The 14,231-nt window shown below is 59.5% G+C and carries 12 protein-coding genes; 4 read left to right on the forward strand and 8 right to left on the reverse strand.

Annotated elements, in window-relative coordinates; translation table 11 throughout:
* Positions 1–56 precede the first annotated feature (56 nt).
* The 8 genes from pdxJ to lptF all read right to left on the reverse strand — a co-directional run bounded on the left by pdxJ (position 57) and on the right by lptF (position 8,439).
* Positions 57–803, reverse strand: a complete 747-nt coding sequence (gene pdxJ / locus ACA059_RS26115; RefSeq protein ID WP_497631509.1) for a pyridoxine 5'-phosphate synthase — start codon at positions 801–803, stop codon at positions 57–59.
* A gap of 51 nt (positions 804–854) precedes the next feature.
* The gene (recO, locus tag ACA059_RS26120) at positions 855–1,544 is read right to left on the reverse strand and encodes a DNA repair protein RecO (RefSeq protein WP_497631510.1); all 690 of its coding nucleotides are present in this window, start codon (positions 1,542–1,544) and stop codon (positions 855–857) included.
* A 122-nt stretch (positions 1,545–1,666) separates the two neighbouring features.
* Positions 1,667–2,569, reverse strand: a complete 903-nt coding sequence (gene era / locus ACA059_RS26125) for a GTPase Era (protein ID WP_008151577.1) — start codon at positions 2,567–2,569, stop codon at positions 1,667–1,669.
* Positions 2,562–3,251 carry a ribonuclease III gene (gene rnc / locus ACA059_RS26130; protein ID WP_033053426.1) on the reverse strand — a complete coding sequence of 230 codons (690 nt, stop codon included), beginning with the start codon at positions 3,249–3,251 and terminating at the stop codon, positions 2,562–2,564. Before rnc ends, era begins: the two co-directional genes overlap by 8 nt.
* Positions 3,252–3,435: 184 nt before the next feature.
* Positions 3,436–4,290 (reverse strand): signal peptidase I, encoded by an 855-nt coding sequence (gene lepB, locus ACA059_RS26135; protein WP_497631511.1) that lies wholly within the window; start codon positions 4,288–4,290, stop codon positions 3,436–3,438.
* Positions 4,291–4,295: 5 nt separating this feature from the next.
* Positions 4,296–6,095, reverse strand: a complete 1,800-nt coding sequence (gene lepA, locus ACA059_RS26140; protein WP_008151572.1) for a translation elongation factor 4 — start codon at positions 6,093–6,095, stop codon at positions 4,296–4,298.
* 171 nt (positions 6,096–6,266) lie between these two features.
* The gene (gene lptG / locus ACA059_RS26145; protein ID WP_497631512.1) at positions 6,267–7,328 is read right to left on the reverse strand and encodes an LPS export ABC transporter permease LptG; all 1,062 of its coding nucleotides are present in this window, start codon (positions 7,326–7,328) and stop codon (positions 6,267–6,269) included.
* Entirely contained in the window at positions 7,321–8,439 is a 1,119-nt protein-coding gene (gene lptF, locus ACA059_RS26150) for an LPS export ABC transporter permease LptF (RefSeq protein ID WP_497631513.1), read from the reverse strand. Before lptF ends, lptG begins: the two co-directional genes overlap by 8 nt.
* Positions 8,440–8,745: 306 nt before the next feature.
* Here lptF and ACA059_RS26155 point away from each other — a divergent pair, with 306 nt between their 5' ends.
* The 4 genes from ACA059_RS26155 to ACA059_RS26170 all read left to right on the forward strand — a co-directional run bounded on the left by ACA059_RS26155 (position 8,746) and on the right by ACA059_RS26170 (position 14,221).
* The gene (locus tag ACA059_RS26155) at positions 8,746–10,236 is read left to right on the forward strand and encodes a leucyl aminopeptidase (RefSeq protein WP_497631514.1); all 1,491 of its coding nucleotides are present in this window, start codon (positions 8,746–8,748) and stop codon (positions 10,234–10,236) included.
* A 60-nt stretch (positions 10,237–10,296) separates the two neighbouring features.
* Positions 10,297–10,725: a DNA polymerase III subunit chi gene (locus ACA059_RS26160; RefSeq protein ID WP_497631515.1), complete on the forward strand. Its 429-nt coding sequence runs from the start codon at positions 10,297–10,299 to the stop codon at positions 10,723–10,725.
* Between the two features lie 8 nt (positions 10,726–10,733).
* Positions 10,734–11,123: a DNA polymerase III subunit chi gene (locus ACA059_RS26165; protein ID WP_497631516.1), complete on the forward strand. Its 390-nt coding sequence runs from the start codon at positions 10,734–10,736 to the stop codon at positions 11,121–11,123.
* A gap of 251 nt (positions 11,124–11,374) precedes the next feature.
* Positions 11,375–14,221 carry a valine--tRNA ligase gene (locus tag ACA059_RS26170; protein ID WP_497631517.1) on the forward strand — a complete coding sequence of 949 codons (2,847 nt, stop codon included), beginning with the start codon at positions 11,375–11,377 and terminating at the stop codon, positions 14,219–14,221.
* The last annotated feature ends 10 nt before the right edge of the window (positions 14,222–14,231 follow it).

A 14,231-nucleotide genomic window follows, 5' to 3' on the forward strand; every position in this document is an offset into this window, starting at 1 on the left:
CCTACGAGGTTATGTGTACACCTGTAGGAGCTGGCGAAGCCTGCGATCTTTTGATCTTAGCCTTTCAACGCAGCAGCCAGAATCAGCGCCTTCATCTCCGAAACAGCCGACTTGAACCCGACAAACAACGCATGAGCCACCAGCGCGTGGCCGATGTTCAGTTCGTTGATGCCTTTGATCGCCGCTACAACTTCAACGTTGTGATAGTGCAGACCGTGACCGGCATTGACGATCAGGCCTTGAGCCAGACCAAACGCCACGCCATCCGCCACACGCTTGAGCTCTTCAGCCACATCGGTCGGTGTCTCGGCATCGGCATAACGACCGGTATGCAGCTCGATGGCAGGCGCGCCGACACGACGGGACGCTTCGATCTGCCGCTCGTCAGCATCAATGAACAGCGACACTTCACAGCCGATTTTCGCCAGGCGATCCACCGCCGATTTAATCCGAGCTTCCTGCCCCGCCACGTCCAGACCACCCTCGGTCGTCAGCTCCTGACGGGTTTCCGGCACCAAGCAAATGTGCGCCGGACGAATGCGTTCGGCGAACGCCATCATCTCTTCGGTGACGCCCATTTCGAAGTTCATGCGGGTTTGCAGCACATCCTTGAGCAGCAACACGTCGCGTTCCTGAATGTGCCGACGGTCTTCGCGCAGGTGCACGGTAATGCCGTCAGCACCCGCCTCTTCCGCGTCCAGTGCTGCCTTGACCGGATCCGGATAGCGCGTGCCCCGGGCCTGACGCAGGGTGGCTACGTGGTCGATGTTCACGCCAAGAAGAATGCGATTGCTGGTGGTCACGGAAGCGCTCCTGAAAATGGAAAAGTTCGGCGCACAGCATACACGGGGAATTTACGGCTTTCGAAACAACTCTCGGGAAACCAGTGGACGGCCGCCCAAGTGAACGGCCAGTGCCTGGCGCATCAATCGCTTGGCTGCAGATAACGCGCCGGGCGCAGACCAATCTGCATCGGCCATCGCCAACAGTTCGGTGCCGTTGAACAGACCGGGTTGCAGCAGGTAGACCCGTTCGAGCCCTGCATCCACTTGCAGACGGTAGAGCCCGTCCGGCGCGATGGGATCACCATGGATATCGGTAGCCAGAGCGAAGCCGTAACCCAAATCGTCAAGCAGTCGCCATTCGAAGGAACGCAACAACGGTTCCAGCGGACGACCTTCGGCCAGCGCAAGCAGGGTCGCGGCGTAGTGATCGAAGACGGCGGGATGGGGATCTTCGGAGGGCAGCAGACGGATCAATAACTCGTTGAGGTAGAGACCGCTGAACAGCGCCTCACCATTGAGCCAGGTGGAGACGCCAGCGCTTTCCATGCGACCGACGTTCTTCAATTCACCACGCCCACGAAACTCGACTTCCAGCGGCACGAATGGCCGCGCCAGCGTTCCGGCCTTGCCCCGCGCACTGCGCAACACCGCCCGCAGCCGACCTTGCGGCGTAAGGAAATCCACCAGCGCGCTGTTTTCGCGGTAGGCGCGGCTGTGGAGCACGAAGGCGGGCTGGCCGGGGGGTGGGGTTTGGGACATGGTGTTTATGTTTCCCGATCAGGGATTGCAAAAAAGATCGCAGCCTTCGGCAGCTCCTACAGGTGCACATATAACCCATGTAGGAGCTGCCGAAGGCTGCGATCTTTTGATCTTTTAAGCTGTTACAGGTCGCCGTAACCCAGCGAACGCAAGGCGCGTTCATCGTCGGACCAGCCGCCTTTCACCTTGACCCAGAGGTTGAGCATGATCTTGGAGTCGAACAGCAACTCCATGTCCTTGCGCGCCTCGGTGCCGATGCGTTTGATCCGCTCGCCCTTGTCGCCAATGATGATTTTCTTCTGGCCGTCGCGCTCAACGAGGATCAAGGCATGGATGTGCAGGGTTTTGCCCTGCTGCTTGAACTCTTCGATTTCGACGGTGATCTGGTACGGCAGCTCGGCGCCCATCTGGCGCATGATTTTCTCGCGCACCAGTTCAGCGGCGAGGAAGCGGCTGCTGCGGTCGGTGATCTGGTCTTCCGGGAAGAAGTGATCGTTTTCCGGCAGGTAACCGGCAATCACGCGCTCCAGCGTTTCGAGGTTATGCCCGTGCTGGGCCGAGATCGGCATGATCTGCGCGTTCGGCAACTGTTCCTGCAACCAGGTCAGGTGCGGCATCAGCTCGGCTTTGTCTTCGATGCGGTCAGTCTTGTTCAGCGCCACGATCAGCGGGCCAGTCACGTATTGAACGCGCTCGAGGACCATCTGGTCTTCGTCGGTCCACTTGGTGCGGTCAACCACGAAGATCACCACGTCGACGTCTTTCAACGCCGCCGAAGCGGTCTTGTTCATGTAGCGGTTCAGGGCTTTCTCGCCACCTTTGTGCATGCCGGGGGTGTCGACGTAGATCGCCTGCACGGCGCCTTCGGTCTTGATGCCGAGCATGTTGTGGCGAGTGGTCTGAGGCTTGCGCGAGGTGATCGCCAGCTTCTGACCGAGGATGTGGTTCAGCAGCGTGGACTTGCCCACGTTGGGACGGCCGACGATGGCGACATAGCCACAGCGAGTTGCAGTTGAATCAGTCATGGCCATTCTCCACGCCCAGGGCAATCAGTGCTGCAGCGGCCGCTACCTGTTCGGCAATACGACGGCTCACACCCTGACCTCGGCTTTTTTCATTCAGTAAGGTGATTTCACATTCGACGAAGAACGTCCGGCAATGCGGCTCACCCTGGATATCCACCACTTCGTAACGCGGCAGTTCACAACCCCGCGACTGCAGGAACTCTTGCAGACGGGTTTTTGGATCTTTGTTGGTGTCGACCAGTGTCAGGCCTTCGAACTCCCCGGCCAGCCAGGCCAACACGCGCTCGCGTGCCATGTCCATGCCGGCATCCAGGTAGATCGCACCAATCAGCGCTTCAAGGGCATCGGCCAGAATCGATTCGCGACGGAACCCGCCGCTTTTCAATTCACCGGAACCCAAACGCAGGTATTCGCCCAGATCGAAACCGCGAGCCAGTACGGCCAGGGTCTCGCCTTTCACCAGGCGTGCGCGCAAGCGCGACAACTGACCTTCGCGGGCCAGCGGGAAACGATCGAACAGCGCCTCGCCAGCGACAAAGTTAAGGATGGCATCACCGAGGAATTCCAGGCGTTCATTGTTACGCCCGGCAAAGCTGCGGTGAGTCAGGGCCAGGACCATCAGTTCCTGATCCTTGAAGGTGTAGCCGAGCTGACGCTCGAGACGGCTTAAGGAGACGCTCACGGTTTACCCACGCTGAGTTCGTGGTTGGATTCCACCGCCATCGCCGTGATGCGGCGCAGGCTTGGGACAATTAACGCTGTGTTCAAAAATAACGTCCTGAATATCGTTGTTTTCATGCTTCTGTCGCCGATTATGCCGACTCCAGAAATGCATTCGGCGCTGTGTTCAACAGCGCCGTGTGTGATTACTTGATCAGGCCAACCCGCGAGAAATTCGGCAGGTGACTGAGTTTAGGTTCCGGCCAGCTCATCCAGACTGCGAAGGCCTTGCCGACGATATTCTTGTCGGGAACCATGCCCAGCAGATCCTTGGGAATACTCGGATCATCCCAAAAGCGACTGTCGTTCGAGTTGTCGCGGTTGTCGCCCATCATGAAGTAGTGCCCGGCAGGCACGGTCCACGAATGGTCCGGCGTTGCGCGGTAACGGCTCATTTCCTTGCGGATCAGGTGCTCGGCGACGCCGAGTTTTTCCTTGTAGAGCTCAGCGCTGCCCAACGTGCCCGGCTCGGAGCCGACCAGTTGTTCGGCAATCGACTCACCGTTGACGAACAGACGCTTGTCGGCGGTGTAACGAATCTGGTCACCCGGCAGGCCCACCACACGTTTAATGTAGTTGACGTTCGGATCACTCGGGTAGCGGAACACCATCACATCGCCGCGCTGTGGATCACCGACTTCGATGACTTTCTTGTCGATCACCGGCAAGCGGATCCCGTAAGAAAACTTGTTCACCAGAATGAAGTCGCCAACGTCCAGGGTCGGTTTCATCGAGCCGGAAGGAATCTGGAACGGTTCCACCAGGAACGAACGCAGGACCAGCACGATGAACAACACCGGGAAGAACGACTTGCCGTATTCGACCAGCAGCGGCTCTTTGTTCAGTTTCTCGACCACCACCCCGTCAGGCTGGCTGACGCTGCCCTGATAGGAGGTAATGGCGGCACGCCGACGCGGCGCCAGGAAAACCAGATCGAGCAACGCCAACAGGCCGCAGACGAACACGGCGATGACCAGCAACAGCGGGAAATTTAGTGACATAGGACCTAACTATCCAACCTGAGCACTGCAAGGAAGGCTTCTTGTGGAATTTCCACGTTACCGACTTGCTTCATGCGTTTCTTACCGGCCTTTTGCTTTTCCAGCAGTTTTTTCTTACGGCTAACGTCACCGCCGTAGCATTTGGCCAATACGTTCTTTCTGAGCGCCTTGACAGAGGTCCGCGCAATGATCTGCCCGCCAATGGCGGCCTGGATCGCGACGTCGAACATCTGACGTGGAATCAGTTCTTTCATCTTCTCGGTCAGCTGGCGACCTTTGTAGTGCGCGTTATCCTTGTGCACGATCAACGCCAGGGCGTCGACCTTGTCACCGTTGATCAGCACATCCAGTTTCACCAGATTAGCCGATTGATAACGATCGAAATGGTAATCCAGCGAAGCATAGCCACGGCTGGTGGATTTCAGACGGTCGAAGAAGTCCAGGACCACTTCGTTCATCGGCAAATCGTAGGTCACTTGAACCTGGGTACCGAGGAACAGCATGTCGTGCTGTACGCCACGCTTCTCGATGCACAGGGTAATGACGTTGCCCAGGTGCTCTTGCGGCACAAGAATATTGGCCCGCACGATCGGCTCGCGCATGTCTTCGATCGAGGACAGGTCCGGCAGCTTCGACGGGTTGTCGACGTAAATCGTTTCACCGGTTTTCAGCAGCAGCTCGAAAATTACCGTCGGTGCCGTGGTGATCAGGTCCAGGTCGTACTCGCGCTCCAGGCGCTCCTGGATGATTTCCATGTGCAGCATGCCGAGGAACCCGCAACGGAAGCCGAAGCCCAAGGCATCGGAGCTTTCCGGGGTGTACTGCAGGGACGAGTCGTTGAGCGTGAGCTTTTGCAGGGCTTCACGGAAATCCTCGAAGTCGTCGGAGCTGACCGGGAACAGGCCGGCGTATACCTGCGGCTGAATGCGTTTGAAGCCTGGCAGCACGTCGACGTCCGGCGTGGAGCTCAAGGTCAGGGTGTCACCGACCGGTGCACCGTGAATGTCCTTGATGCCGGCGATGATGAAGCCCACTTCGCCGGCCTTCAGGTCAACGGTGGCGGTGTGTTTCGGGTTGAAGACACCGACGCTGTCCACCAGGTGGATCTTGCCGGTGGACTTGACCAGGATCTTGTCGCCCTTCTTCACACGACCGTGGCGCACGCGAACCAGGGAAACAACGCCCAGGTAGTTGTCGAACCAGGAGTCGATGATCAACGCTTGCAGCGGATCTTCATAGTTGCCGGTCGGTGCAGGAATGGTCTTGACCAGACGCTCCAGCACTTCGTCGACGCCCAGACCAGTCTTGGCACTGCACTCGACCGCGTCGGTGGCATCGATGCCGATGATTTTTTCGATTTCTTCTTTCACGCGGTCCGGATCGGCCTGAGGCAGGTCGATCTTGTTCAGGACCGGCATTACTTCCAGGCCCTGCTCAATCGCGGTGTAGCAGTTGGCTACCGACTGCGCTTCAACGCCCTGACCGGCATCGACCACCAGCAACGCGCCTTCACAGGCCGCCAGCGACCGGCTGACTTCATAGGTGAAGTCGACGTGGCCCGGGGTGTCAATGAAGTTCAGCTGGTACTTGATGCCATCGCGAGCGGTGTAATACAGGGTGACGCTGTGGGCCTTGATGGTGATCCCGCGTTCACGTTCCAGGTCCATGGAGTCCAGAACCTGGGCTTCCATTTCGCGCTCGGCAAGGCCGCCACACATCTGGATGAAGCGATCGGCCAGCGTCGACTTGCCATGGTCAATGTGGGCGATGATGGAGAAATTGCGGATATGACTCAAATCACTCACGGATCAACACTCAAAAAGGCTGCAGGCATAGCCCGCCGAAAAATAGCCGGGAATTGTACCTGATCCACGGCGCAAGCGTCACGTTCGCAGGTCAGACGGCGCCTACAAAAACGCCCCGGTCTTGCGACAGGGGCGTTTTGAGTGACCATCAAGGTCAAAAGAAACCCTTGATCAACCGGCCCGGCGCAACAACCAGACCCCGGCCAAGGCACAAACACCCGCCGGAACAAGCACCGCAAACAGTGGCGAGAAACCGAACACCAGGCTCGAGGGACCGAGCAAATCCTGAACGATGCGGAAGGTGAAGCCCACCAGCACGCCAGTGAACACCCGCTGACCGAGGGTCACCGAACGCAACGGACCGAAGATGAAGGAAATCGCCATCAGCACCAGCGCGGCGGTGACCAGCGGTTGCAACACCTTGACCCAAAATGCCAGCCAGTAACGACCATTGCTCAAGCCCTGGTCAGCCAGGTAGTGGATATACCCCCACAGACCACTGATCGACAGCGTGTCAGGCGACATGACCACGGTACTCAACAGCTGCGGACTCAAGGCGACATTCCAGCGCTCGACCGGGGTAGTGACCACTTCAGTGCTCTTTTCATGGAACAGCGTGGTGGTGACGTCGCTCAATTGCCAGTGATCCTGATCGAACTTCGCCCGCTTGGCGAAGCTGGAAGACAGCATATGACGCTCACTGTCGAAACGATAACGGGTGACGCCGTACAGCAGACCGTTGGGTTGCACCGAGTTGACGTGAATAAACTCATCACCCTGGCGGTGCCACAAACCATGCTTGGCGCTCTGCGCGTCGCCGCCGCCCTGAGCCAGGGAGCGATTGGCCTGAGCGGTGACTTCGGTGGCCGGCGCAACGTATTCGCCGATCAGCACACCCACCACCATCAGGACCAGCATTGGCTTCATGACCGCCCAGACGATGCGCCCGATCGACACGCCCGCAGCGCGCATGATGGTCAGCTCGCTGTGACTGGCGAGACTGCCGAGGCCGATCAGGCAACCGATCAGTGCAGCCATCGGCAACATGTCGTAAAGACGACGCGGCGCGGTCAGCAGGACATAACTCAACACGTCGACCAGGGTGTAGGTATCGCTGACCTCACTCATTTCATCGATGAAAGCGAACAGCGTCGCCATACCGAGAATGATCCCCAGTACCGCCAGAATCGCCACGAACACGCTGCTACCAATGTAGCGATCGAGCTTATCCACGAGCCACCTCCAGCGCGCTGCGGCGACTCGCCAGCTTCAACTGCAAGGGTTCCCAATAGAGCAAGCCCAGGCCGATGGCCAGGAAGATTGCATGCACCCACCACAACCCCAGAGCTGGCGGGATTTTGCCCTTTTCAAGGGCGCCGCGGGCGGCAATCAGGATGGACAGGTAAGCCATATATAGAAGAATCGCCGGCAACAGCTTGAGGAAACGGCCCTGGCGCGGATTGACCCGCGACAACGGCACCGCCATCAGGGTCACGATGAAGACCAGCAACGGCAGGGATAGACGCCATTGCAGTTCGGTGCGGGAGCGAATGTCATCGCTACCGATCAGGGAACTGGTGGTCATCGCGTCACGGTCGGTCACTTCGTCGCTGACGTCCGGCTTGGGCAGCAATACGCCGTACTCCTCGTACTTGATCGCCCGGTAGTCGGCCTGCCCCGGATTGCCGTCATAGCGATAGCCGTTGTCGAGAATCAGGTAACGGTTACCGTCGGGGCGAATTTCCTGACGGCCCTTCTCGGCCACCAGCACGGAAATCCCGCGATCCTTCTTATCGGACGAGACGTTCTTCTGAGAAATGAATACGCCGCCGAGGTTGATGCGGTCATCCGACAGCGTTTCGGTGTAGGTCACCCGCGTCCCGTCACGCAGCGCCTGGAAGCGACCCGGCTCCAGCGTGTCGAACTCGGTCAGGGCATCCTGCTTGTTCAACAACAACTGGAACTGATTGGCACCTTGTGGCGCCAGGCTCAGGCTCAGCCATGCCACCACCAGTGCGACCAGGGTGGCTGGAAAAAGGGTCATGGTAAACAGGCGTTGCTGGCTCATGCCGGTGGCCGACAGCACGGTCATTTCGCTTTCGAGGTACAGGCGACCGTAAGCCAGCAGGATCCCGAGAAACAGGCCCAAAGGTAAAATCAACTGCAGGAAGCCCGGCAGACGGAAACCCATGATCAGGAATAGCGAGCCCGGATCCAGGAGGCCAGAGGCCGCCTGGGCGAGGTATTTAATGAAGCGACCGCTCATGATGATGACCAGCAGCACAGCGCTGACGGCGCTCAAGGTCAACAGGACTTCGCGGGATAGGTAACGGAAGACGATCAAACCAGACACTCCAGGGTTGTCAGGCTAAGGCGGCCAAACAAGCAAACGTATCAGACGGCCCGCAGGGCAGAGCCGCCGAAAAAGTTGGCGCATTATCCTGTGATTGGGTGCGCCTGTCACTGCGCATGCTCAAGCAGGCGGGTAAAGCGCTGAAGATCGTACGACCGAGGGTTGTCAGGCTCGGGGCACGAGGTTCAAACTGCGGCCTTTGTCGCGGGCCGTGACCTGCGTCTTTCTATTTATAAGCAAGCTCGAATGCATGCCGTCGAGCTCTTGCGTGTTGACCATTAATTCAGGGACCCGGACATGGAACTGGTTGTAAAAAGCGTTAGCCCAGAAACGTTGAAAACCGCCACTCTGGTGGTCGCCGTCGGCGAAGGCCGCAAGCTCGGTGCCGTCGCCAAACAACTCGACGAACTGAGCGGTGGCGCCATCAGCGCTGTGCTCAAGCGCGGCGACCTGGCTGGTAAAGTCGGTCAGAGTCTGTTGCTGCACAGCCTGCCAAACCTCAAAGCCGAACGCGTGCTGCTGGTGGGCGTAGGCAAAGACGAAGAGCTGGGCGACCGCCCTTTCCGTAAAATCATTGCCGGCATCCTCAACACCCTTAAAGGCCTAGGCGGCAGCGATGCGGTGCTGGCCCTGGACGAAGTCGCGGTAAAAGGCCGCGACAGCTACGGCAAGACCCGCCTGCTGGCCGAAACCCTGGTGGACGGCGAATACACGTTCGACCAGTTCAAAAGCCAGAAAGCCGAGCCTCGCCCCCTGAAGAAAGTCACCCTGGTGACCATCAAGGCTGCACAGGCTGAAGTCGAGCGCGCCGTGGCCCACGCCACCGCTATCGCCAACGGCATGGCGTTCACCCGCGACCTGGGCAACCTGCCGCCGAACATCTGCCACCCGACGTTCCTCGGTGAGCAAGCGAAGAACCTGGGCAAAGAATTCAAAAGCCTGAAAGTCGAAGTCCTCGATGAGAAGAAGATCAAGGACCTGGGCATGGGCTCGTTCTACGCCGTGGGCCAGGGCAGCGCCCAGCCACCGCGCCTGATCGTCATGCAATACAACGGCGGCAAGAAATCCGAGAAACCGTATGCACTGGTCGGCAAAGGCATCACCTTTGACACTGGCGGCATCAGCCTGAAACCGGGCGCCGGCATGGATGAAATGAAGTACGACATGGGCGGCGCAGCCAGCGTGTTCGGCACTCTGCGGGCCGTGCTCGAGCTGAAACTGCCGATCAACCTGGTGTGCATCCTTGCCTGCGCCGAGAACATGCCGAGCGGCAATGCTTCGCGTCCTGGCGACATCGTCACCACCATGAGTGGCCAGACCGTGGAAATCCTCAACACCGACGCCGAAGGCCGTCTGGTGCTGTGCGACGCCCTGACCTACTCCGAGCGCTTCAAGCCGCAGGCAGTGATCGACATCGCCACCCTGACCGGCGCTTGCGTCGTTGCGCTGGGTTCCCACACATCGGGCCTGCTGGGCAACAACGACGAGCTGATCGGCCAACTGCTGAGCGCCGGCCAATCGGCTGACGATCGCGCCTGGCAACTGCCGCTGTTCGATGAGTACCAGGAACAGCTGGACAGCCCGTTCGCCGACATCGCCAACATTGGCGGCCCGAAAGCCGGCACCATCACCGCTGCCTGCTTCCTGTCGCGCTTCACCAAGAACCTCAACTGGGCGCACCTGGACATCGCCGGCACGGCCTGGACCAGCGGCGGCAAGGACAAGGGCGCCACTGGCCGTCCGGTTCCATTGCTGACCCAATACCTGCTGGACCGCGCCAAAGCCTGAAACCGATGACCCAAGGGGGCGTCACTTTCGGGTGACGCCGCCCTTGGCTCAGGAACCGCAATGACCAAAGTCGACTTCTATATCCTGCCCAGCGCCGATCCTTCAGCGCGGCTGGACTTTGCCTGCAAGCTCACCGAAAAAGCCTGGCGCATGGGCCACCGCATCTATCTGCATTGCAGCGATGCTGCCCAACGTGACGACCTCGATGCGCGTTTGTGGGCCTTCAAAGGCGAAAGCTTCGTGCCCCACGGCCCCGCTGAACATGAGCCGGACGGTTTGATTGTGTTGGGCTTTGGCGATGACTGCGGTCCGCATCAGGACCTGTTGGTCAATCTCGCCCTGAAAGTCCCGGCATTCGCCAACAAGTTCGCCCGCGTGGCGGAAGTGGTGGTGGAAGATCCGACGATTCGTACGGCTGCGCGGGAGAGTTTCCGTTTCTACCGCGAACAGGGCTATCCTCTGCAAGATCACCGTTTACAGCGACTCTGAGCATTCCGATGGACACTCCAAAACCGCTGCAAAAGTCCGCGCACCTGCTGGACGACCTTGAGTCGATCCGTCAATTGCTCGGCGATGACAACCTGCAACCGCCCTTGCTCACCGACACGGTCGAGGAAGGTGATCAGGAACAGATTCCGATGCTGTTCGATACGGTCGGCGCCAGCCCGCCAACCCTCGAACCGGCGCCACCTGCCCCTGCTGCCCAACCGGCGCCCGCCGCCAGCAAGGGCCCCGACGACCTGTTGCACCTGGATGGCGAACTGCGCGCCGCCGCGCAATTGATCATGCAAGACGTGATCGACGACTTCGCCCCGCACATCGAAACCGAAATCAAACGCCGCCTCAGCGCGCGGATGGAACGGTTATTGAGTCAGTACAACGACTGAACGAGCGATGATCTCCTGTGGCGAGGGGATTTATCCCCGTTCGGCTGCGCAGCAGTCGTCAACCCTGCAGATGCGTATTGCGAGTTGAATGCTGGGGCCGCTTCGCAGCCCAACGGGGATAAATCCCCTCGCCACAAAAGCTTGTTCCTACATTTGGCCTGCGCCCGGTCTACCCCTGCTCGCCCTGCGCCCCATGCCCCGCTATACTTGCCGGCTTTTCCTGAATAAATGCCAATAGGGTCCCGCCGCGCATGGATAAGACCTACCAGCCGCACGCCATTGAAACTTCCTGGTACAACACCTGGGAGTCAGAGAATTACTTCGCCCCGCAAGGCGCGGGCGAGTCCTACACCATCATGATCCCGCCGCCGAACGTCACCGGCAGCCTGCACATGGGTCACGGCTTCAACAACGCGATCATGGACGCCCTGATCCGTTTCCGCCGCATGCAGGGTCGTAACACCCTGTGGCAGCCGGGTACCGACCACGCCGGTATCGCCACGCAAATGCTGGTGGAGCGTCAACTCGAAGCCCAGGGCCAGAATCGTCACGATCTGGGCCGTGAGAAATTCCTCGAGAAAGTCTGGGAATGGAAGGATCAGTCCGGCGGCAACATCAGCCGTCAGATCCGCCGTCTCGGCTCGTCCGTGGACTGGGGCCGCGAGCGTTTCACCATGGACGACGGCCTCTCGGAAGCCGTGAAAGAAGCCTTTGTGCGCCTGCACGAAGACGGCCTGATCTACCGCGGCAAGCGCCTGGTCAACTGGGACACCAAGTTGCACACGGCGATTTCCGACCTCGAAGTGGAAAACCACGACGAGAAAGGTTTCCTGTGGAACCTGAAGTACCCGCTGGCCGACGGCGTGAAAACCGCTGAAGGCCAGGATTACCTGATCGTCGCGACCACTCGCCCGGAAACCATGCTCGGCGACGCCGCCGTCGCGGTTAACCCGAACGACGAACGCTACAAAGCCCTGATCGGCAAATTTGTCGAGCTGCCGCTGGTCGGCCGCCGCATTCCGATCATCGCCGACGATTACTGCGACCCTGAATTCGGCACCGGCTGCGTGAAAATCACCCCGGCCCACGATTTCAACGACTACGAAGTCGGCAAGCGCCACAACCTGCCGCTGCTGAACATCTTCGACAAGAACGCCGCCGTACTGCCGGCCTGCCAGGTGTTCAACCTCGACGGCACGCTCAACGAAAGCATCGACGGCAAGATCCCGGCCGAATACGCCGGTCTGGACCGCTTCGAAGCACGTAAGCAAATCGTTGCTGCATTCGATGCTGCCGGCCTGTTGGTCAGCGTCAACGATCACGCGCTGAAAGTGCCGAAAGGTGACCGTTCCGGGACCATCATCGAGCCGTGGCTGACCGACCAGTGGTATGTGTCGACCAAGCCATTGGCTGAGCCTGCCATCGCTGCTGTTGAAGATGGCCGTATCGCGTTCGTGCCGAAACAGTACGAAAACATGTACTTCTCGTGGATGCGCGACATCCAGGACTGGTGCATCAGCCGTCAGCTGTGGTGGGGCCACCGGATTCCGGCCTGGTACGACGAGTCGGGCAAGGTCTACGTCGGTCGCGATGAAGCCGAAGTACGTGCCAAGCACAACCTCGGCCCGGACGTTGCGCTGCAACAGGACAACGACGTTCTCGACACCTGGTTCAGTTCTGGTCTGTGGACCTTCTCCACGCTCGGCTGGCCTGAGCAGACCGAGTTCCTGAAGAAATTCCACTCCACCGACGTGCTGGTGACTGGCTTCGACATCATTTTCTTCTGGGTTGCCCGGATGATCATGCTCACCATGCACTTGGTGAAAAACGAAGATGGCACGCCGCAGGTTCCGTTCAAGACCGTTTACGTTCACGGCCTGGTGCGTGATGGCCAGGGCCAGAAGATGTCCAAGTCCAAGGGCAACGTCCTGGACCCGCTGGACATCATCGACGGCATCGAGCTCGAAGACCTGGTGCAGAAACGCACCTCCGGCATGATGCAGCCGAAACTGGCGAAGAAGATCGAGAAGCAGACCCGCGACGAGTTCGCCGACGGCATCGCCAGCTACGGCACCGACGCCCTGCGCTTCACCTTCTGCTCGCTGGCGTCCACCGGTCGCGACATCAAGTTCGACATGGGCCGTGTCGAGGGCTATCGCAACTTCTGCAACAAGATCTGGAACGCCGCGCGCTACGTGCTGGACAAGGGCGAAGACTGCGGTCAGAACGGCGAAGCTTACGAGCTGTCGCTGGCGGATCGCTGGATCATTTCGCAGCTGCAACGCACCGAAGCCGAAGTGACCCGTCAACTCGATCAGTTCCGCTTCGACCTGGCCGCACAAGCCTTGTACGAGTTCATCTGGAACCAGTATTGCGACTGGTACCTGGAACTCTCCAAGCCAGTGCTGTGGGACGAAAACGCGCCGGTCGAACGTCAGCGTGGTACCCGCCGCACGCTGGTTCGGGTATTGGAAGTCGCGCTGCGTCTGGCGCATCCGTTCATGCCGTTCATCACCGAAGAAATCTGGCAGCGCATCGCGCCACTGGCCGGTATCGAAGGCAAGACGATCATGCTCCAACCGTGGCCAGTGGCCAATGAAGAGCGCATCGATCCGGCTGCCGAAAACGATATCGAATGGCTCAAAGGCCTGATGCTCGGCACGCGCAACATCCGTGGCGAAATGAACATCGGTCCAGGCAAGCCGTTGAACCTGTTCCTGAAAAACGTCAGCGCCGAAGATCAGCGTCGTCTCACCGAGAACGAAGCCCTGCTGAAGAAGCTCGCTCGTTTCGAATCGATCACCGTGTTGGCTGCTGGCGAAGAAGCACCGCTGTCCGCCACCGCACTGGTTGGCGAGATGGAAGTGCTGGTGCCGATGGCCGGCCTGATCGACAAAGACGCCGAACTGGCGCGTCTGGACAAGGAAATCCTGCGTCTGCAGGGCGAAGTTCAGCGCGTGGGCGGCAAACTGTCTAACGCCGGTTTCGTCGACAAGGCCCCGGCCGAAGTCATCGAGAAGGAACGCGCCAAACTGGCTGAAGCCGAACAGGCTTTGGGCAAGCTGGCCGAGCAGCATGCGCGGATTGCCAGCCTGTAACGGGACATCG

The organism is Pseudomonas sp. LBUM1647 (genome assembly GCF_059716175.1).